This is a genomic window from Rickettsia senegalensis (assembly GCF_056135685.1).
In genome coordinates, this window is sequence record NZ_JBVYTQ010000001.1 from 183,859 (window position 1) to 203,295 (window position 19,437).

Here is a 19,437-nt window from a genome sequence, read left to right on the forward strand (position 1 = left end):
GATACAAATTTAACTTCAGATATATTATACCATTCCTACATTCTGAAATATTTTTAATTTAAATTCAGGAAGTATAGAAATTAAATGTTCAGAAATATTGTCTTGTATATTTTCATAACCCACTAAATTCACTTCTTTAACAAAGGTATATATTTCTATAGGCAACCCATTAATCGTAGGTTCAAGCTGTCTTACTAGCAAAGTAAATCCTTCGGTATAAACTGCTGGATTATTTTTTAGATATTCCTGAATATATAATTTGAATAGTTTAATGTTGGTTAAATCCTTCTCTTCTTTATCAAGAGTTATTTTATCTATTACATCCTTTGATATATAAGGAGATTTTTTTAGTTCTTGTAAAATAGTAGCATCACAGAAGTTAATAGTTGCCATATTAATATTAAATACTCTCTTCACCCTTCTTGCTCCTGATTCACTAATTCCTCTATAATTAGTTACATTAGAATTTAAAATACTGTAAGTAGGAACTGTAGAAATAGATTGGTCAAAATTCCTAATTGTTACTACGGAAATAGTAATTTTTTCAACTGTTCCTTCAATTTCGCCTATACGTACCCAGTCTCCAATATTAATAATTTCTTGAGTAGTTAGTTGCAAGCTTGCAATTAACCCTAAAACGGTATCTTTAAAAACAAATGTTAAAAGAGCTGCTGCCGCACCTAAACTTGTTAAGAATGTACTAAGCGAAATATTTAATGTATATGAAATAGTTACCATTGCTGCAATAACTATGACAATAATTTTTAATATTTGAAAATATAAGCTAAGCGGTGCATTTTTTGCAACGACCTTGATCCTATTGTTATACAAATCTGCAAAAGCATCTATAAGCGTTAATAATAACATCGTCACGGATATACTAGTATATAAGATTACTATAGTATCTTTGATTCCAAGTAACACATGCGCTTTAAAAGAAGTAGGGTGAAAAACATCTCCCCAACCTATAAAGTAAAGTGCTAATAAAGTGTGTAATAAATAACGAAATATAGGATATTTTTTTAGTATCCTTTCATAATCATCATAATGATGTCTAGTTAAATAATTTTTTACAGGAATAAAAATTAATCTTTTAATTAGAAATATCACCGGTATAAGAGATACTAACATAACAAACAATAATACTAACTCAGTACTTGAGGTATGGTATAGATCCATTAAATATTGCATATTTTACCTATCATTATTATTATAAATATAAATCTTTTTTATTATTACTAAGAATTTTATTTTTATCAATAATTTTAACTCAAAAGAACTTGGTATTGCTAAGCAAATATAGATACTGTCATTGCGAAGCCACGAAATGGCTGTGGCAATTCATAAAAATGATAAAAACTCGATTACTTCGTCAATTACTTACATAATTTTCCGTAACTCAGACGTTAAATGGATTAAATAACTTATTATGACATTTCCTAATATCAATCCAATTATTTTCTCTATAGGTCCACTTGCTGTCTCTTGGTATTCTCTTTCATATGTAGTAGGAATTTTGCTAGGTTGGTTCTATGCAAACAAAATTATAGAAAAATTTAAGCCTCAAATTACTAAAAAAAATCTAGAAGATTTCATTACTTATGCCGTTATAGGCATAATAGTCGGAGGTCGCCTCGGTTATGTTTTACTATATAACCCTTTGAAATATTTTTCAAATCCAATAGAGATTTTAAAAACCTATGAAGGTGGAATGTCGTTTCACGGTGCTACTATAGGAATGATTATCGCCACTTATTTGTTTTGCCGAAAATATAAAGTGAATTTTTTAAGCCTCACGGATATTATAGCGCCTGTAGTACCTATCGGGTTGTTTTTAGGCAGAATCGCCAATTTTATTAACGGTGAATTATATGGACGCATTACAACTTCTTCTTTCGGGATAATTTTTCCAAATAGCGATTTACAGCCCCGTCATCCTAGTCAGCTATATGAAGCTTTTTTTGAAGGGTTAATATTATTTTGTATATTAGCATACTCAGTATTCAAACGTGAAGCTCTTAAAAAGCAAGGCTTAAACTCAGGGCTATATTTAATATTTTATTCTCTTTTCCGTATAATTGTTGAGATGTTTAGAGAACCTGACGTGCAGATCGGGTTTATTTTAGATAGCTTAACTATGGGACAGATTTTATCTATACCAATGTTGCTTTTAGGGATTTATTTAATATGTCAGTCGAATCGAAAATAAGGCAGTTAATTGATCAAACCGGATATATTACTTGCGATGTTCTCATGCAGGAAGTATTACAATCAAATCCTACTTCCTATTATCAGCAAGTAAAAACTCTAGCTAGCGAAGGTGACTTTGTTACAGCTCCTGAAATTTCGCAGCTATTCGGTGAAATTATCGGTTTATGGTGTATCAAGGAGTGGCAAAGAATCGGTTGCCCAAAAAGTCTTAGTTTGGTTGAGCTTGGTCCAGGTCGAGGTCTATTAATGCGTGATTTACTACGCACTGCAAAATTAGTACCGGAATTTTACAAAGCTTTATCTATTGAACTAATAGAAATTAATCAAAATTTTATTGCTCATCAAAAGGCTAATTTACAAGATATTAATTTACCGATTAGCCATCGATCATTTGTAGAAGATATACCCAAAAAACCTACTATAATAATAGCTAATGAATTCTTTGATGCTATGCCGATAAAGCAATATATTAAAGCCAAGGAATTATGGTATGAAAGAATATTTGTAGTGCAACAGTTAGACGGCAGAATTAAATACGATAAAATAAGCGTTAATAAGCAATTACAAGAATATTTGCTGCGTACTCATATTGAAGCAAAAGACGGAGCAGTACTTGAAGAATCTTATAACTCAATAGAAATTATAAAATTTATAGCACAGCATCTAAAAAAACTAAGCGGCAGCTGCTTAATAATAGATTACGGCTATGATCTAGCTCCGGGTAACAGAACTAGATATCAGTATAATCCAACATTACAAGCGGTTAAAAACCATAAATATTGCCCCATCCTTGAAAATCTTGGAGAAGCTGATTTATCGGCGCATGTGGATTTTTATACATTAAAAACAGTAGCTAAAAATAGTAAAATAAATGTAATAGATACAATATCACAACGAGATTTTTTAGTAGAAAACGGAATTTTATTACGCAAGCAAACATTGCAAGACAAGCTTAGCGAGGAGCAAGCAAGAATAATAGAAAAACAAGTAGAAAGATTAATATCACCGAAACAAATGGGAACATTATTTAAAGTATTACAGATAACGAATTAATTCATTATTTTCCAATGGGAACATATTTACATATAAATTCAAAAGGACTCTCTTTGGCACAAGGAGTTAGTTTTATTTTATTATCTGTAATAGTTGAGATTTAATCTTACATTTAGTAAAATTAAGATAATATTAAATGGAGGATTAGAGATGAATCTAAATCAAAAAATAATAAAGCCAAAAATAGGATTACTAGAATTAGCTAGGAGTCTTGGTAGTATATCGTCAGCATATAAAGCTATGGGTTACAGTAGAGACAGTTATTATAGGTTTAAAGAGTTATATGAAACAGGAGGAGAAGAAGCATTATATGAGATTAGTCGGAAGAAGCCAATTATAGCGAATAGAGTTGATCCTGCCGTAGAGAGAGCAGTATTAGATATGGCAATAGAATACCCCGCTTATGGTCAGCTGCGAGTATCAAATGAGCTTAAAAAGACTGGTATTCTTGTATCACCTGGAGGAGTTAGATCTATTTGGCTACGTAATGATTTAAATAATATCAATAAAAGACTTAAAGCATTAGAAGCCAAAATGGCTCAGGATGGTATTGTTCTTACCGAAGCTCAGTTACAAGTATTAGAGAAACGGCGTAGCGAGAAAGAAGCTCATGGTGAGATTGATACACAGCATCCAGGTTATCTAGGATGCCAAGACACATATTATGTAGGTAATTTTAAAGGCATAGGCAAGGTATATTCTCAAGTGTTTATTGTGTAGAAGTCAAGATTTAATCTTACAGACATTATAAAAATTATATCTGAATGTCTGATAAGTTATGACTGTCAGATGAGTATTCAAGATATAAGATTTCGTTATTCTTTTCAACAGCTAACTTTTTACTATCCATAAAAGTCTGCATAGGTGTTTTTCCATAGCAATATTTACCGGAATGCGGTCTTTCATTATTATAATATTCTAGCCAAATATCAAGATCTAGTTGTAGATCATCAAGATCAGTATAGATCTTTTTACGCATAGCAGTATCAAAGAATTCTTGTTTCATAGTTTTATTAAAACGTTCACACATACCATTTGTTTGAGGAGAATATGCTTTAGTAGTAGTATGCTCAATACCCTCAATGCTTAAGAACAATTCAAAAGCATGATGTTCTATATTACCTTTATACTCACCACCTCTATCAGTTAAAATACGAAGTACTGGTATTTGCTGACTCTCATACCATGGTAACACTCTATCATTAAGCATGTCAGCAGCGGTAAGTGCTGTTTTATCAGTATATAGTTTAGCCTCTGCAACCCGAGTGTAACTATCAATAAACACTTGAGAATATACCTTGCCTATGCCTTTAAAATTACCTACATAATATGTGTCTTGGCATCCTAGATAACCTGGATGCTGTGTATCAATCTCACCATGAGCTTCTTTCTCGCTACGCCGTTTCTCTAATACTTGTAACTGAGCTTCGGTAAGAACAATACCATCCTGAGCCATTTTGGCTTCTAATGCTTTAAGTCTTTTATTGATATTATTTAAATCATTACGTAGCCAAATAGGTCTAACTCCTCCAGGTGATACAAGAATACCAGTCTTTTTAAGCTCATTTGATACTCGCAGCTGACCATAAGCGGGGTATTCTATTGCCATATCTAATACTGCTCTCTCTACGGCAGGATCAACTCTATTCGCTATAATTGGCTTCTTCCGACTAATCTCATATAATGCTTCTTCTCCTCCTGTTTCATATAACTCTTTAAACCTATAATAACTGTCTCTACTGTAACCCATAGCTTTATATGCTGACGATATACTACCAAGACTCCTAGCTAATTCTAGTAATCCTATTTTTGGCTTTATTATTTTTTGATTTAGATTCATCTCTAATCCTCCATTTAATATTATCTTAATTTTACTAAATGTAAGATTAAATCTCAACTATTACAGGTTGCAGAGGCTAAACTATATACTGATAAAACAGCACTTACCGCTGCTGACATGCTTAATGATAGAGTGTTACCATGGTATGAGAGTCAGCAAATACCAGTACTTCGTATTTTAACTGATAGAGGTGGTGAGTATAAAGGTAATATAGAACATCATGCTTTTGAATTGTTCTTAAGCATTGAGGGTATTGAGCATACTACTACTAAAGCATATTCTCCTCAAACAAATGGTATGTGTGAACGTTTTAATAAAACTATGAAACAAGAATTCTTTGATACTGCTATGCGTAAAAAGATCTATACTGATCTTGATGATCTACAACTAGATCTTGATATTTGGCTAGAATATTATAATAATGAAAGACCGCATTCCGGTAAATATTGCTATGGAAAAACACCTATGCAGACTTTTATGGATAGTAAAAAGTTAGCTGTTGAAAAGAATAACGAAATCTTATATCTTGAATACTCATCTGACAGTCATAACTTATCAGACATTCAGATATAATTTTTATAATGTCTGTAAGATTAAATCTTGACTCCTACAGCCGCTAACATTCAAAATCTTATCCACATCATACTGATAATCTTTATATAGTACTTCCCAATTTGTGATATGTTGTAACGCACGAGATTTTGCCTCTTGTTCACTTTTTGCTACAACAAAAATATTTTTATGAAGCTCTGTAAATTTTTTGCTATCATATCCTCCCAAATTAATAAAATATAACTTGGCTTGATTATTATTAGGTTCAAAGTCAACAATTTCAATGCTATATCCATCAGCCCAAGTCAGTACGCCCTAGGCATCTAAATGCAAACTTTCTAGAGAACCTCACCAACTTTTTTTAAATAATTATAAGTATCCTCAATAGTTTCGGCTATAACTAATCTAATATCATGCAATTCTATTAAAGCCCCGCTACAAGAACCCCCTATGTAAATAACAAATAAGTTTTTCATTACACACCGTGGCGTTCTGCAATTAAACTTTTTATTTTACCGATAGCTTTAGCAGGATTTAAGCCTTTCGGACAGGTCTTAGTACAATTCATAATCGTATGGCAACGATAAAGCTTGAACGGATCTTCTAAATCTTCAAGACGTTCGCCGGTATGATCATCCCTTGAATCGGCAATCCATCGATAAGCCTGCAATAAAATCGCAGGACCCAAATATTTATCACCGTTCCACCAATAGCTAGGACAGGAAGTAGAACAGCAAGCACATAATATACACTCATATAAACCGTCAAGCTTTTCTCTGTCTTTAATCGACTGTAACCTTTCAGAGTTTGAAGGGGTAGGGCTATCTGTTTTGAGCCAAGGTTCTATGGATTCGTATTGTGCATAAAAATGTGACATATCAGGTACTAAGTCTTTCACTACTTTCATATGAGGAAGCGGATAGATTTTGATATCGCCTGATACCTCTTCTATCGGTTTTATGCAAGCTAAAGTATTTGTACCGTCAATATTCATGGAACAACTACCGCAAATTCCCTCTCGACAAGAACGCCTGAACGTTAGAGTCGAATCGATTTCGTTTTTGATTTTAATTAAAGCATCTAAAACCATTGGTCCGGTTTTGCTTAAATCTATCTCAAAACTATCGATAGTAGGATTCTCATCAAGATCAGGGTCATACCTATAAATCTTTACCTTTTTAGGTTTAAGCATTTCCTCTTGTTCTTTATGCTCTTTTCCTTTTTTTACTACTGAATTTAGCAATAATCTTAACTCTGCCATTTAAGTACTCTCTTAAAATTTATTTTTAGGACTATATAAAATAATTAGCTAATTCACAATTTTTCATACCATTAACAAAATCTTTGATTTTTAATTTTAGTTGAATGTTATTACCGGGATGTTTAATTGAATCTTTAGGGATTGTTTTACTTAAAGAGCCACCCCCCTTTTCGTTGAATTACAATATAATTACCTATTATAATATTACCCTTATTTGTAAAAATAATATCATAATTTAGAGCTTTTAGAACATCTTTCATTACATATATACGCATTAGTTTTTCTTCTCTCGGATATAAACTAATAACTCTCTTGCAGTTTCATTTGAGAATGACCATTTAACCATTTCTTTTGCAATAGGCTGAAAAATTAATAACACTCTTTCTTGTTCTTCAAATGGAATTAAATTTGACTTAATATTGCTCGATTTGTTAATTATCAAATTTTGTAGATAATCTAAACAATTTAAGTTAAATGTTTTGCAAAAATTATTTATAGATGCTCTTGTAAGTTGATTATAGGCTATTGCCTGCTTATATGCCTTAATACTAACATCTATGTTATAACCGCAGCTAAAATTCATTTTAACATCAGATTTTTCTGCATATATTCCTGTGCTGATAGCATGTGAAAAATTGCCTTCTATTTTAAAAACATCTCTAATCTTATCTATTATATCAATATGTTCACTGATACTATTTTTAAAAAGAGTTTCTACATTTTTACCTATATATGCGTTTCCATTATCCATTAAACTGCTATTATTGAGTCATATATATTTGCTATTATTTGTGGAATTACTGAATTACATAGCTGCCTATAACCCTTTAATCCATCTGCAACATAATGATCTTAGGGAAAACCCATTAAATATTTACATTCATTGACTGATAATCTTCTTATCTTGTCATTTATATAATAAAGACCGGTTCTAGCACCAACACCCGCCACCAAAAGCTGATAGAGTTATTGAATGACCGAAAGGGTTGTAAATCCTTTCACCTTGACAGCCTTTATTAACTTGACCGATCAAGCCTCTTGCCTGAAATACTAAAAGACTGGCAAGGAAAACCGGCGCATAAAATATCATGTTTAGGGATTTTGTTTGCTGATATTTCAGTAATATCACTATGCGGTTTATCACCAAAATTTCTTTTATATGCTTCTTGTACGTCTTTGTCTATATCGGAAGAAAAAACACATTCAAGCCCCTTTGTTTCCAAGGCTTTTCTAAAGCCACCGATGCCGCAAAATAAATCTATAAATTTATACACATAAATTATACTATTAAACTTAGGAAGCGGGATTTTCTTTTTTAGCCTTAGCTGTTTTTGTTTTCTCAGGTGATTTTTCTTTATCTATTTTTATAGTAGATGAATCATTAAAAGGAAACTTATTTTCCTCTTCTGAATCTAAAGCTCTGCCGCTAAGTAAATTTTTAATTTGCTGACCGGATAATGTCTCATATTCAATCAAAGCATTAGCCAGTGTATGAAGTTGATCTATATGTTTTGTTAGAATATCTTTTGCAAATTCATATCCTTGCGTAATAATTCTTTTAACTTCGGCATCGATTAACTCTGCAGTAGCTTCCGAGGTTTCATTACTCGGTTGTCTACCATACATATCATCGTCGCTTGAACCATGGAATATCGGTCCTATTAAATCACTTAAACCGGCTTTTGTAACCATTGCTCTTGCAATATTAGTTGCACCTTTTATATCCGATGAAGCTCCTGAGGTAACTTTATTTCTACCGAAAATAATTTCCTCTGCTACTCTTCCTGCCATATAAACTGCTATAGATGATTCCATCTGTTCACGATTCTGAGAATATTCATCAGTTTCAGGAAGTCTTTGTACCATTCCAAGAGCATTACCACGCGGTATAATTGTAGCCTTATGAATAGGCGATGCTGCAGGACAATAAAGCCCGACTAACGCATGCCCCCCTTCATGATACGCAGTTAATCTTTTTTCTTTCTCCGACATTGCAATAGAACGACGTGCAACTCCCATCAGCACCTTATCTTTCGCCTCTTCCATGTCGTGCATATCTACTTCTTTCTTACCAAGCCTTGCAGCGATAAGAGCAGCCTCATTAACTAAGTTAGCAAGTTCAGCACCGGAAAAGCCCGGGGTACCACGAGCAATAATTCGTGCTAGTACCGTACTATTATATTTAATTTTCTTTAAATGTACTTTTAGAATTTGTTCACGACCGTTTATATCAGGGTTTGCAACGGCAATTTGACGATCAAACCTACCGGGACGTAGCAATGCACGGTCAAGAACATCAGGGCGGTTTGTAGCTGCAATAATCACGACCCCTTCATTTGCTTCAAAGCCGTCCATTTCGACTAACATTTGATTTAAGGTTTGCTCACGTTCATCATTGCCGCCGCCCGTACCGATACCTCTATGGCGACCTACCGCATCAATTTCATCGATAAAGATAATGCAAGGAGCATTACGTTTACCCTGTTCAAACATGTCACGCACACGGCTTGCACCGACACCCACAAACATTTCAACAAAATCAGAGCCGGATATGCTAAAAAACGGAACATTAGCCTCGCCTGCAATTGCTTTAGCAAGAAGAGTCTTTCCTGTTCCAGGAGGCCCTATAAGTAAGCAGCCTTTCGGTATTTTACCCCCAAGCTTTTGGAACTTGCTTGGATCTCTTAAAAAATCTACTATTTCAGTTAATTCTTCTTTTGCTTCATCGATACCCGCTACATCTTTAAAGGTAATTTTTGGTCCTTTATCTGATAGTAACCTAGCTTTCGATTTTCCAAACCCCATGGCTTTCCCGCCTCCATGCATTTGACGCATGAAAAAAACCCAAACACCTATCAATAAAAGCATAGGAAGCCAAGAAATTAAAAAGCCTAAAAAGGTGTTCATTCTTGTTTCAAGAGGTACTACTTCAATATTAACGTCATTACTAGTAAGACGGTTTACTAAATCAGGATAATCAGGAGCATAAGTGTTAAAAGTAGAGCCATCATTTGAAGCGCCTTCAATTACTCTACCTTGAATTTTTACCGAATTAACGGTCTTTTCATCAACTCGTGTTAAAAAATCCGAGAAAGTTATATTATTTCTTCCACCAAGTAAACCGTCAGATTGGAAAACATTAAAAAGTAATATTACGAAAACAAAAAGTGCTGCCCAAGCTAAAATACTTCTACCTTGATTATTCATCGATATAAAACCTAATAAAAATTTTTATCGGTATTAAATTATAGTACCGAACAGTTTTTGTCTGATGTCATTCCTGCAAAAGCGGGAATCCAGTTAAATAAAAAACCTTTAAAATCAAAATTTTCTATTGGATCCCCGCTTTCGCGGGGGTGGCATCGCATAGGCTTTTAAAAAACTGTCCGGTAATAGGGTATTAAATACCGGTGTTAGCAAAAATGGGTGAAACGAGATACAAAATTTGGAGCAAAAGATACTTCAAAGTTCCACATGTCGTTATCATAATATGATATATGTGGTATTGCTATAACTTTTTCAAGTATTTTAATGATAGGTAAGGTAAATAAAATTGCATTGTGGTTTTTGCAGGATAGATTTTTCAAAGGCTCTAGATCTAATTGTTTCTTTATCATTTTATAATCTTCTAACGATAGATGAGTTACAAAACAATTTGGAGTTTCTTGATTTCTTGTGATGCAAAATCTATTATCCCAAATAACGGATTTATCCAATAATATTTTATTTTCAGGTAATTTTTTGCCGAATTCCCTGTATATAAGTAACTCGTTTTGTATGCGATTAATTACACAGCCATGAAGGGTATTCTTAAAGTTTACATCTTGAGTAATTAATTTTAAAATAGGTTCTACCGAATAAAAACGAGCTGCTCTAGATTGTCCGCTAATTATTATCAGTAAAAAATTAATTATTTGTACTTTCACCTCATTTGAAAACTTATCAAATTTAACTAAATCAAGAAAAGTAAAACCATATTCAAAAATTTTGACTGCTTCGGCTATTGCTGATATTAACTCCGGTTTAAATTTATTATCTAGTAAATCATTAATTTTAAGCTGTTGTAAGATTATATCGGCTTTAATATAATCTTCGCCTTTAGCTAATTTTTGCCTAATAATATTTCGTTTATATTTATCAGATGAATTTGACTCATCTTCAAACCACTTTATATTATGACTGACTAAATACTCTACTAATTCACTTTTTGGAATATTATATAACGGTCTAATTATTTGTATATTATTATACCAATTAATATTACTGCTACTAAGTCCAAATATACCGCTATTACGTTCTAATCTTAAACAAAAATTTTCTACGTAATCATCTTCATGGTGAGCAGTTAAAAGTACTAATATATCGAGTTCTAGACATAGATTTGTCATCAAATCATAGCGTCCTTCTCTTGCTCTTTCTTGTAAATTGGAAAAATTATTTTGGTGATCAAAAGTTAAACTATAATGTTTACGATTTAGACTATTACTGATATTTTGGATATAATGGGTCTCTTGCTTCGACTGTTCCCGTAAGTTATGATCAACCGATATAACAGATAATTCTATATTATTTTTTTCTGCCCAAATATTAGCGAGATAAAGAAGTGCTACCGAATCGCTCCCACCGGAGACTGCGACCGCTATTTTAGATAAACCAAAATTACCTATTAGATTATTGATATTATACTCAAATTTTTCATATAGCATAGTTGAAAAATATTAGTATTGTAAAGTGTTCGGATATTGTGGTCAAACGTAGTAGTATGTCATTCCTGCGAAAGCAGGAATCCAGAAAAAAGTATAAATACAGCAAATTTTTGAAATTAAAAGCTCGATTTATGCTGGATTCCCACTTACGCGGGAATGACATCGAGTAGATTTTTCGATCCATGCAACAACACCGAAACGAAGCGACGTGGCAATCCAGAAAAATAATTAAAAAAATTCTGTAAATCAGAATTTTTAACTAGATTGCCACAGGAACGATGTTCGCTCGCAATGACGATAGAAAAAATTTACGCTGACTCAGCTAAATCTTCTGAAGTTTCAGTCTTTTGTTCGCGTAAATAATCTTGTGCTTCTGATTCTGATCTTGCAACAATAACTGTAACTATAGCATTAAGCTCCGCATGGAGTCTTATTTCAACTGTATAAATTCCGGTAGATTTAATTTGTTTATCAAGAATAATATTTGAATGAGAGATATTATAAGATACATTCTCAGATAATTTATCGGCTATTTCTTTGTTAGTAACCGAACCGAAAAGTTTACCGTCATCTGATGTTTGGCGGATAAAAACTAATTTTTGATCTTTAATAAGAGTATTAATTTTTTCTACTTCTTCTCTTATTTGCTTATCTTTTGCTTCAAATTCGTGTTTTTGTTTCACTATTAGCTCTTTATTAGGCTCAGTAGCTCTAATCGCTAATTTTTGTGGTAAAAGATAATTACGACCAAATCCGTCTGCTACTTTGAGCATGTCTCCAATTTTACCTAATTTTCTTACGGGTTTTATTAATATAATTTCCATGTATTATGCCTTTATTTAGCTTGAAATACAAAAGGTAATAACGCTAAAATTCTTGCAATTTTAATAGCATTATTTAGCTTTCTTTGTTTCTTTGCACAAACATTTGTGATCCTGCTTGGTAGCATTCTACCTCCTTCAGAGACAAATTTTATTAAAAGCTCAGGATTTTTATAATCAATAACAGGTGCATTAGGCACAGAAAGAGGGCATCCTTTACGTCTTCTAAAAAACACTTTTTTAGCAGTTTTATCTCCTACCTTGCGAGTAGCTGTTTCACTAGCATTATTACTTTTTAACATTCTTTAACCTTAATTCTTACAAATTGAATTATTAATCGTTACATCAATTACCGGAGTATTCTCTGTACTCTGATTTTTTAATATCGGTGAAGGTTCACTATTAATTGAATCTGCTTTAATTGTAAGAAATCTAATGACATTTTCGTTAAGCTTCATTTTTCTTTCTAGCTCTTCTTTTACATTACCAGTAATATCTAGACCTAAAAAATAATAATGTCCTTTTTTGTTATTACCGATTTTGTAAGCTAAAATTCTTAACCCCCAATATTCTTTTTTTACGATAGTGCCATTATTATCTTTGATAATTTTAGCAAAATCATCAACGATTTTATCTATATCGTTTAATGATACGTCTTGGCGTATAATAAAAACTGATTCATAAAAGCTCATGATATATAAAAATCTCCAACAGACAAACTTTAAAATAAAGCTATTTATAGCAACTAAAACTATTAAATTCAAGTATTATCTTTAAAAAATTATTATTTCTTTGTTTCTTTTTATAAAAAGTTTGCTATAAACCCTAATAAATCAGAAAATTATTACAAAAATTTTTAATTATTTACTGAATATTAATGGAGATTAATTCAGTGTTTGATAAGCTATTACCTGAAGTTTTAATTATAGAAGAAAAGAATAAAAAGCGTTAATATTTCTTTAAGTAATGACATAGAGAGAGTGGGATTTAATATAATTAGGGCTCCAACTCTAGAAAAAGCATTAACTTATTTCTTTAGTCAGCCGCTTGCTATCATGATTATTAGTGCAGAATTACAAGAAAATCCTTTAATAACAATAAATAACGTTAGAAAAATTAATAAATTTTCTAAAATTCCTATAATATTTTTATTACCAAACAAGCAATTAAATTTAACAGAAGTAGACGATAACGTACTATTTTTTTATAAGCCCTTTTGATCTGAGCAAATAGTAAGTACTTTAAAGAGCTTATTGAGGTGTTCTAAGTCAGTTTTACAAGATAATATTATTAAATTTAAGAATATAAATATTGATTTAAAATACTGAAAAAGTATACAAAGACGGACTGAATATTCGCCTAAGTCCTACTGAGTTTAAAATTTTGCGACTTTTTTTCAGTTTCCAAATGAAGTGTTTTCGCGTCAAGAAATAATAAAATATTTATGGGAAAGTGAAGAGGCTTTTAATGAACGTCTTATAGATGTTCATATAAATAGAATTAGAGAGGCCTTAGGGAAAGACAATTTAATTATTAAGACAGTTCGTTTTATCGGTTATTGTTTAAATAAAGATAGCGACTAGGATTTTGTTGTCAAATTTTCTTTGTATTTGTGCATTAAGTATGTTAATATCTATTAATTATATTTATGTATACTATAATATAATAAGATTTTATTCGTTGCTAATTTATATATTTTATAACTAAAAACTGTAAATTTTATGTTAAGTAAACTAAATAAGCCTGCTTTATTTGCTTTAATATTTTATCCTATTTTTATTATATCTCTTGTAGTTAAATATTCGTTTGATTATGGGGTAGAACTAACTGAAGTTATTTTTATAATTGCTAGTTATTATATTAATAATATTACCGTTGGGATTGGTTTGCATAGGTTATGGTCTCATAATGCATATAAAATAAATAAATATGCCGAGTTTGTCTTAATTATGCTGTCTGCAGGAACATTACAAGGACCGGCTTTATCTTGGGCATCGAATCATTATAAACATCATAGATATACGGATCAAGACCAAGATCCGCATACTCCTTTAAAATTTGACAATAAATTTTTAGGCTTTATGTGGTCTCATATAGGATGGATGCTAGTCGGAAGCGGTAGCTATAAGTCTATTGATCGCATTACTTGGGCTAAGCACCGGAAAAACAATTTATTAAAATGGCAGCTAAAATATTATTGGCAAATAGCAGCTTTTATGAATATTGTCGTGCCTTTATTTATCGGTTACTTAGTCGGAGGTACTATATTATCGGCATATGCAGGATTTTTATTTATGGGACTCGGTAGATTCCTACAGCAGCAAGCAACCTTCTGTGTTAATTCTTTATGCCACTTTGCCGGTAGTAAACAATATTACAAAGGTACCGCTGGAGATATTTGGTGGATGGCTCTATTTTTACTAGGTGAAAATTGGCATAATTACCATCATGCTTTTCCTTCAGATTATCGTAACGGTGCAAAATGGTATCATTTTGACGTTCACAAATGGATAATATTTTTAATGAGTAAAATAGGTTTAGCTTCAGAACTTGAACGTACTACAAAAGTACGTATACAGGCAAAAATGCAAGAAACTTTAAGCTATCTTAGTGAAAAACAAAAGCAAAAATTGACTTTAATGCAAACTAAAATAGATCATTTATTAGAAAATCTATGCTTAAAAATTAAAGAGCTTGAAGAATCATCTATTACTATTAAAGAACAATTTAAGAAATCTTTTGTAGAAATACAAGAATCACTTAAAAATTTAGCAGAGCAAGTAAGTTCTGCAACGCAAATAACAGAAAAACCTTCGGAAAAATTACTAAAAATAGTTAATAAAAAAATTATTGATGCCGAACAATCTATTTATAAGCTGTATAATCAATTAAATACCTTAAAGATATCTAATTAAGCATTATTAAATAAAGATAAATATCGTCATTGCGAGCCGGCATTGTTGCATGGATATGAGTTGTCATTGCGAGCAGTCGTAGACTGCATGGCAATCTCGTTAAATATCCTGAGATTGCCACGTCGTTGCTAACGCAACTCCTCGCAATGACGGAAACGGTCTATGCAACAATGACGATTTGGTATCCACGCGGGTAGCACTACTTTTTTAGCCAATACCGGTTTCAATTTGAATGATAAAAATTTTAGGTATAGAATCAAGCTGTGACGATACAGCTGTTTCTATAATCACCGAAAATCGAGAAATCCTATCTAATATAATTATTTCACAAAATACAGAACATGCAGTTTTTGGAGGGGTCGTACCTGAAATTGCTGCACGTTCTCACTTATCGAATCTAGATAAAGCATTAAGAAATGTTTTAAAAGAGAGCAGCACTAAATTAACGGAAATTAGTGCAATTGCCGCAACTTCCGGTCCAGGCTTAATCGGCGGTGTTATAGTCGGTTCAATGTTTGCAAGGTCGCTAAGCAGTGCTTTAAACAAACCATTTATTGCAATTAATCATTTAGAAGGCCATGCTTTAACCGCAAGGCTAACCGATAGTACCCCTTATCCTTATTTACTCTTGTTAGCTTCGGGAGGACATTGCCAATTTGTAGCGGTCCTAGGGCTTGGAAAATATAAAATATTAGGATCTACTATAGATGATGCCGTAGGCGAAGCCTTTGACAAAGTAGCAAAAATGCTAAACTTAGCCTTTCCTGGAGGACCTGAAATTGAGAAAAGAGCAACACTTGGCAATCCTCATAAATATAAATTTCCAAAACCTATAATTAACAGCGGTAATTGCAATATGTCCTTTTCAGGGCTTAAAACTGCCGTACGTACTTTAATAAAGAGTTTAAAGGAACTTAATGACGCTGTAATTAATGATATAGCGGCAAGTTTTCAGTTCACCATAGGAGAAATTCTAAGTAGTAAGGTACAGGATGCTATTATAGCATATGAACGAGTTGTAAATGATTATTACGAGAATATAGATTATACTACACAGCTAAATTTAAAAAGCTTCAGACAAAATGAATTTAAGGAAGAGCCTGCGGAGCGTACAAAAGTACATGAGCACAGGCTCTACCCGCAAAATCCGCTTGGATCAAGCTTTTTAAATGACGTTATAGTTATTGCCGGTGGGGTTGCTGCTAATAAATATTTACAAGAAATATTAAGTAATTGTGCTAAAACATATGGTTATCAGCTTATTTATCCACCTATCCGTTTATGTACCGATAATGCTGCAATAATTGCATATGCAGGACTTGAGCGTTACAATAATAAGTTATTTACTCCTTTGAATTTCTGTCCAAAAGCCAGATGGAGTTTAGAGGATATCAGCAAATAAATTTTAATATTGACACTTCTTAATTTAGTAGTATGATATGTAATTACCATGAAACATGGTAATTATCTATATAAAAAAGAGGTAAGTTTATGGGCAATAACAATTATGAAAATATATACAAAGATTTAATTGTTTTTCAGAAGCAACCAATTCTGCCTATTCAGCCGTAAATAATTTTTTAGAACTACCTAATGTATTTAATAAATATCCTACTGTTATTTCTTTAATTTTTTCTAAAACAGCAAAATTAGGCTCTAATATAACCAATATAATTAAAAACAGTGTTATTATATATGAGATATCAACAACCTTAATAGGTTCCATAAATAGTTTTTATAAAGATAAAAACTAGTCGATAAAATATTAAAAGACGGACAAAATGCTATTGATAAGCTTATTGAAACAACAACTTACTTATCGCCAATAGTTACAGATATTACAAATTCTTACTTAGTTGATCCGTATAAAGAAGAAAAAGCACTATTATTTGTAGAAGTCAAGATTTAATCTTACAGACATTATAAAAATTATATCTGAATGTCTGATAAGTTATGACTGTCAGATGAGTATTCAAGATATAAGATTTCGTTATTCTTTTCAACAGCTAACTTTTTACTATCCATAAAAGTCTGCATAGGTGTTTTTCCATAGCAATATTTACCGGAATGCGGTCTTTCATTATTATAATATTCTAGCCAAATATCAAGATCTAGTTGTAGATCATCAAGATCAGTATAGATCTTTTTACGCATAGCAGTATCAAAGAATTCTTGTTTCATAGTTTTATTAAAACGTTCACACATACCATTTGTTTGAGGAGAATATGCTTTAGTAGTAGTATGCTCAATACCCTCAATGCTTAAGAACAATTCAAAAGCATGATGTTCTATATTACCTTTATACTCACCACCTCTATCAGTTAAAATACGAAGTACTGGTATTTGCTGACTCTCATACCATGGTAACACTCTATCATTAAGCATGTCAGCAGCGGTAAGTGCTGTTTTATCAGTATATAGTTTAGCCTCTGCAACCCGAGTGTAACTATCAATAAACACTTGAGAATATACCTTGTCTATGCCTTTAAAATTACCTACATAATATGTGTCTTGGCATCCTAGATAACCTGGATGCTGTGTATCAATCTCACCATGAGCTTCTTTCTCGCTACGCCGTTTCTCTAATACTTGTAACTGAGCTTCGGTAAGAACAATACCATCCTGAGCCATTTTGGCTTCTAATGCTTTAAGTCTTTTATTGATATTATTTAAATCATTACGTAGCCAAATAGATCTAACTCCTCCAGGTGATACAAGAATACCAGTCTTTTTAAGCTCATTTGATACTCGCAGCTGACCATAAGCGGGGTATTCTATTGCCATATCTAATACTGCTCTCTCTACGGCAGGATCAACTCTATTCGCTATAATTGGCTTCTTCCGACTAATCTCATATAATGCTTCTTCTCCTCCTGTTTCATATAACTCTTTAAACCTATAATAACTGTCTCTACTGTAACCCATAGCTTTATATGCTGACGATATACTACCAAGACTCCTAGCTAATTCTAGTAATCCTATTTTTGGCTTTATTATTTTTTGATTTAGATTCATCTCTAATCCTCCATTTAATATTATCTTAATTTTACTAAATGTAAGATTAAATCTCAACTATTACATATTATTTGACTTGCAAATTCCTAACTCTACTAGTAATGATTGTTATAAATTATCAGGTACTGAAAGTATAACATTAGCTGAAATTGAATGTTATTAACTCTAAATTGACCCGAATTATGGATAAATCTTTATCCATAATGCGGTAAGTAATATTTCTTTTTTATATCAAGTTATGATATCAATTTGTGAAGCATCGGATCCTAATGTATAAGTTTCCATGTCTATATCGGTATTTGTGGATACTAATTGCTCTATGTTAGAAAGCCATAGATCAAAATTACTTTTCCATGTATCATATATGATTGGCTTGTTTTTCATACTAATACATAGGATATGCTCATCCTCGTGCTTAACATTAGTTATTTCAAACTTAGTATTTGGCAATACTACTATTTCCTTTTCTCCATCGTTTAATATAGAAGAAATATCAGCACCTACTAGAGAGGAATTCATTTCAATTTCATATTCAATATTAATTTGATGCGGTTTTAATTCATCTGACATATGATTATTAATAATACTCTGCTCAGAAGTTGTAGACATAAACCGCTCTGTAGAATATTCATTTCCTATGTTAAATATACCCACCTCTGATTTCTCTCTTGTTTCTCCACGGCAAATAGTAAGATTTTCAACTTGTCCTTGACTCATTTGGTATTGATCATTAGTTAGTATTACTAAAGCACGTTGCATTTCATAGGATTCTTTTGTTTTATCATACAACCTCATATAGCCGGTTTCTTTGAAATCTTTCAATGCAAAAAATTCTCTAAAAGTTATATTGTTATTATCATCTAATACTGCTTCATTGTAAGCATCGACATATTCTTCAAGTTCTACTCCATCTTGTTTTTTTAATTCTTCAAGTTCATTTAAGGAGTAGATTTCTTTCAATATCTCTTCTGCTGTTTCGTAATCTATTTCATCGTCATTATACATAATGCTTCACACCTCCGTTCATTAGATTTTTATTGTATCTAACTTACTTATTTATCAA

General features: G+C 32.0%; 20 protein-coding genes and 4 pseudogenes. 10 read left to right on the forward strand and 14 right to left on the reverse strand.

The features are described 5' to 3' along the window. Nucleotides 1-24 precede the first annotated feature (24 nt). Nucleotides 25-1,191: a mechanosensitive ion channel family protein gene (locus AC0ODJ_RS00870; RefSeq protein WP_218460317.1), complete on the reverse strand. Its 1,167-nt coding sequence runs from the start codon at nt 1,189-1,191 to the stop codon at nt 25-27. Between the two features lie 238 nt (nt 1,192-1,429). On the opposite strand from AC0ODJ_RS00870, the gene lgt reads away from it, so the two are divergent. The 3 genes and pseudogenes from lgt to AC0ODJ_RS00885 all read left to right on the forward strand — a co-directional run. Then, entirely contained in the window at nt 1,430-2,209 is a 780-nt protein-coding gene (gene lgt / locus AC0ODJ_RS00875; RefSeq protein ID WP_218460318.1) for a prolipoprotein diacylglyceryl transferase, read from the forward strand. Then, a complete protein-coding gene (locus AC0ODJ_RS00880; RefSeq protein WP_218460319.1) occupies nt 2,188-3,264 on the forward strand; it encodes a class I SAM-dependent methyltransferase in 1,077 nt (358 codons plus the stop codon). Before lgt ends, AC0ODJ_RS00880 begins: the two co-directional genes overlap by 22 nt. Before the next feature lie 150 nt (nt 3,265-3,414). Next, a pseudogene (locus AC0ODJ_RS00885) lies at nt 3,415-3,978 on the forward strand (helix-turn-helix domain-containing protein); the annotation flags it as partial. Nucleotides 3,979-4,018: 40 nt separating this feature from the next. On the opposite strand, the gene AC0ODJ_RS00890 reads toward AC0ODJ_RS00885, so the two are convergent. Then, nucleotides 4,019-5,104 carry an IS481 family transposase gene (locus AC0ODJ_RS00890; protein WP_474465598.1) on the reverse strand — a complete coding sequence of 362 codons (1,086 nt, stop codon included), beginning with the start codon at nt 5,102-5,104 and terminating at the stop codon, nt 4,019-4,021. A 63-nt stretch (nt 5,105-5,167) separates the two neighbouring features. On the opposite strand from AC0ODJ_RS00890, the pseudogene AC0ODJ_RS00895 reads away from it, so the two are divergent. Next, nucleotides 5,168-5,677: pseudogene (locus tag AC0ODJ_RS00895) on the forward strand (integrase core domain-containing protein); the annotation flags it as partial. A gap of 3 nt (nt 5,678-5,680) precedes the next feature. On the opposite strand, the gene AC0ODJ_RS00900 reads toward AC0ODJ_RS00895, so the two are convergent. From AC0ODJ_RS00900 to rpsF, 10 genes are all read right to left on the reverse strand, one after another. Continuing rightward, nucleotides 5,681-5,884 carry a hypothetical protein gene (locus AC0ODJ_RS00900; RefSeq protein ID WP_474464610.1) on the reverse strand — a complete coding sequence of 68 codons (204 nt, stop codon included), beginning with the start codon at nt 5,882-5,884 and terminating at the stop codon, nt 5,681-5,683. A 110-nt stretch (nt 5,885-5,994) separates the two neighbouring features. Further along, entirely contained in the window at nt 5,995-6,132 is a 138-nt protein-coding gene (locus tag AC0ODJ_RS00905; RefSeq protein WP_218460966.1) for a DUF1543 domain-containing protein, read from the reverse strand. Beyond that, on the reverse strand, nt 6,132-6,917 hold the full coding sequence (locus AC0ODJ_RS00910; protein ID WP_218460967.1) for a succinate dehydrogenase iron-sulfur subunit: 786 nt from the start codon (nt 6,915-6,917) through the stop codon (nt 6,132-6,134). Before AC0ODJ_RS00910 ends, AC0ODJ_RS00905 begins: the two co-directional genes overlap by 1 nt. A gap of 274 nt (nt 6,918-7,191) precedes the next feature. Then, nucleotides 7,192-7,668: a hypothetical protein gene (locus AC0ODJ_RS00915; RefSeq protein ID WP_474464615.1), complete on the reverse strand. Its 477-nt coding sequence runs from the start codon at nt 7,666-7,668 to the stop codon at nt 7,192-7,194. 265 nt (nt 7,669-7,933) lie between these two features. After that, nucleotides 7,934-8,140, reverse strand: a complete 207-nt coding sequence (locus AC0ODJ_RS00920) for a DNA cytosine methyltransferase (protein ID WP_256621594.1) — start codon at nt 8,138-8,140, stop codon at nt 7,934-7,936. 70 nt (nt 8,141-8,210) lie between these two features. Further along, on the reverse strand, nt 8,211-10,124 hold the full coding sequence (gene ftsH / locus AC0ODJ_RS00925; protein WP_474464618.1) for an ATP-dependent zinc metalloprotease FtsH: 1,914 nt from the start codon (nt 10,122-10,124) through the stop codon (nt 8,211-8,213). Nucleotides 10,125-10,330: 206 nt separating this feature from the next. Then, complete coding sequence (tilS, locus tag AC0ODJ_RS00930; protein WP_474464622.1) at nt 10,331-11,623, reverse strand: tRNA lysidine(34) synthetase TilS; 1,293 nt, start codon at nt 11,621-11,623, stop codon at nt 10,331-10,333. A gap of 308 nt (nt 11,624-11,931) precedes the next feature. Next, nucleotides 11,932-12,447 (reverse strand): 50S ribosomal protein L9, encoded by a 516-nt coding sequence (gene rplI, locus AC0ODJ_RS00935; protein WP_218460972.1) that lies wholly within the window; start codon nt 12,445-12,447, stop codon nt 11,932-11,934. An 11-nt stretch (nt 12,448-12,458) separates the two neighbouring features. Continuing rightward, nucleotides 12,459-12,746 (reverse strand): 30S ribosomal protein S18, encoded by a 288-nt coding sequence (rpsR, locus tag AC0ODJ_RS00940; RefSeq protein ID WP_010420625.1) that lies wholly within the window; start codon nt 12,744-12,746, stop codon nt 12,459-12,461. Between the two features lie 9 nt (nt 12,747-12,755). Beyond that, nucleotides 12,756-13,136 (reverse strand): 30S ribosomal protein S6, encoded by a 381-nt coding sequence (gene rpsF, locus AC0ODJ_RS00945; RefSeq protein ID WP_218460973.1) that lies wholly within the window; start codon nt 13,134-13,136, stop codon nt 12,756-12,758. A gap of 288 nt (nt 13,137-13,424) precedes the next feature. On the opposite strand from rpsF, the gene AC0ODJ_RS00950 reads away from it, so the two are divergent. The 5 genes and pseudogenes from AC0ODJ_RS00950 to AC0ODJ_RS00970 form a co-directional block, all read left to right on the forward strand. Further along, a complete protein-coding gene (locus AC0ODJ_RS00950) occupies nt 13,425-13,664 on the forward strand; it encodes a hypothetical protein (protein WP_218460976.1) in 240 nt (79 codons plus the stop codon). A 192-nt stretch (nt 13,665-13,856) separates the two neighbouring features. Next, nucleotides 13,857-14,027 carry a winged helix-turn-helix domain-containing protein gene (locus AC0ODJ_RS00955; RefSeq protein ID WP_474464628.1) on the forward strand — a complete coding sequence of 57 codons (171 nt, stop codon included), beginning with the start codon at nt 13,857-13,859 and terminating at the stop codon, nt 14,025-14,027. A gap of 138 nt (nt 14,028-14,165) precedes the next feature. Beyond that, nucleotides 14,166-15,359 (forward strand): fatty acid desaturase, encoded by a 1,194-nt coding sequence (locus AC0ODJ_RS00960; RefSeq protein WP_218460974.1) that lies wholly within the window; start codon nt 14,166-14,168, stop codon nt 15,357-15,359. A 232-nt stretch (nt 15,360-15,591) separates the two neighbouring features. Then, complete coding sequence (gene tsaD, locus AC0ODJ_RS00965) at nt 15,592-16,761, forward strand: tRNA (adenosine(37)-N6)-threonylcarbamoyltransferase complex transferase subunit TsaD (protein WP_218460975.1); 1,170 nt, start codon at nt 15,592-15,594, stop codon at nt 16,759-16,761. Between the two features lie 89 nt (nt 16,762-16,850). Then, nucleotides 16,851-17,250 (forward strand): annotated as a pseudogene (locus AC0ODJ_RS00970) (DUF5424 family protein); the annotation flags it as partial. A gap of 38 nt (nt 17,251-17,288) precedes the next feature. Here the strand turns inward: AC0ODJ_RS00970 and AC0ODJ_RS00975 are convergent. Continuing rightward, complete coding sequence (locus tag AC0ODJ_RS00975; RefSeq protein WP_474465620.1) at nt 17,289-18,374, reverse strand: IS481 family transposase; 1,086 nt, start codon at nt 18,372-18,374, stop codon at nt 17,289-17,291. A gap of 64 nt (nt 18,375-18,438) precedes the next feature. Here AC0ODJ_RS00975 and AC0ODJ_RS00980 point away from each other — a divergent pair. Next, a pseudogene (locus tag AC0ODJ_RS00980) lies at nt 18,439-18,537 on the forward strand (DUF5424 family protein); the annotation flags it as partial. 68 nt (nt 18,538-18,605) lie between these two features. Here AC0ODJ_RS00980 and AC0ODJ_RS00985 read toward each other — a convergent pair. Beyond that, a complete protein-coding gene (locus AC0ODJ_RS00985) occupies nt 18,606-19,379 on the reverse strand; it encodes a hypothetical protein (protein ID WP_218460260.1) in 774 nt (257 codons plus the stop codon). Nucleotides 19,380-19,437 lie beyond the last annotated feature (58 nt).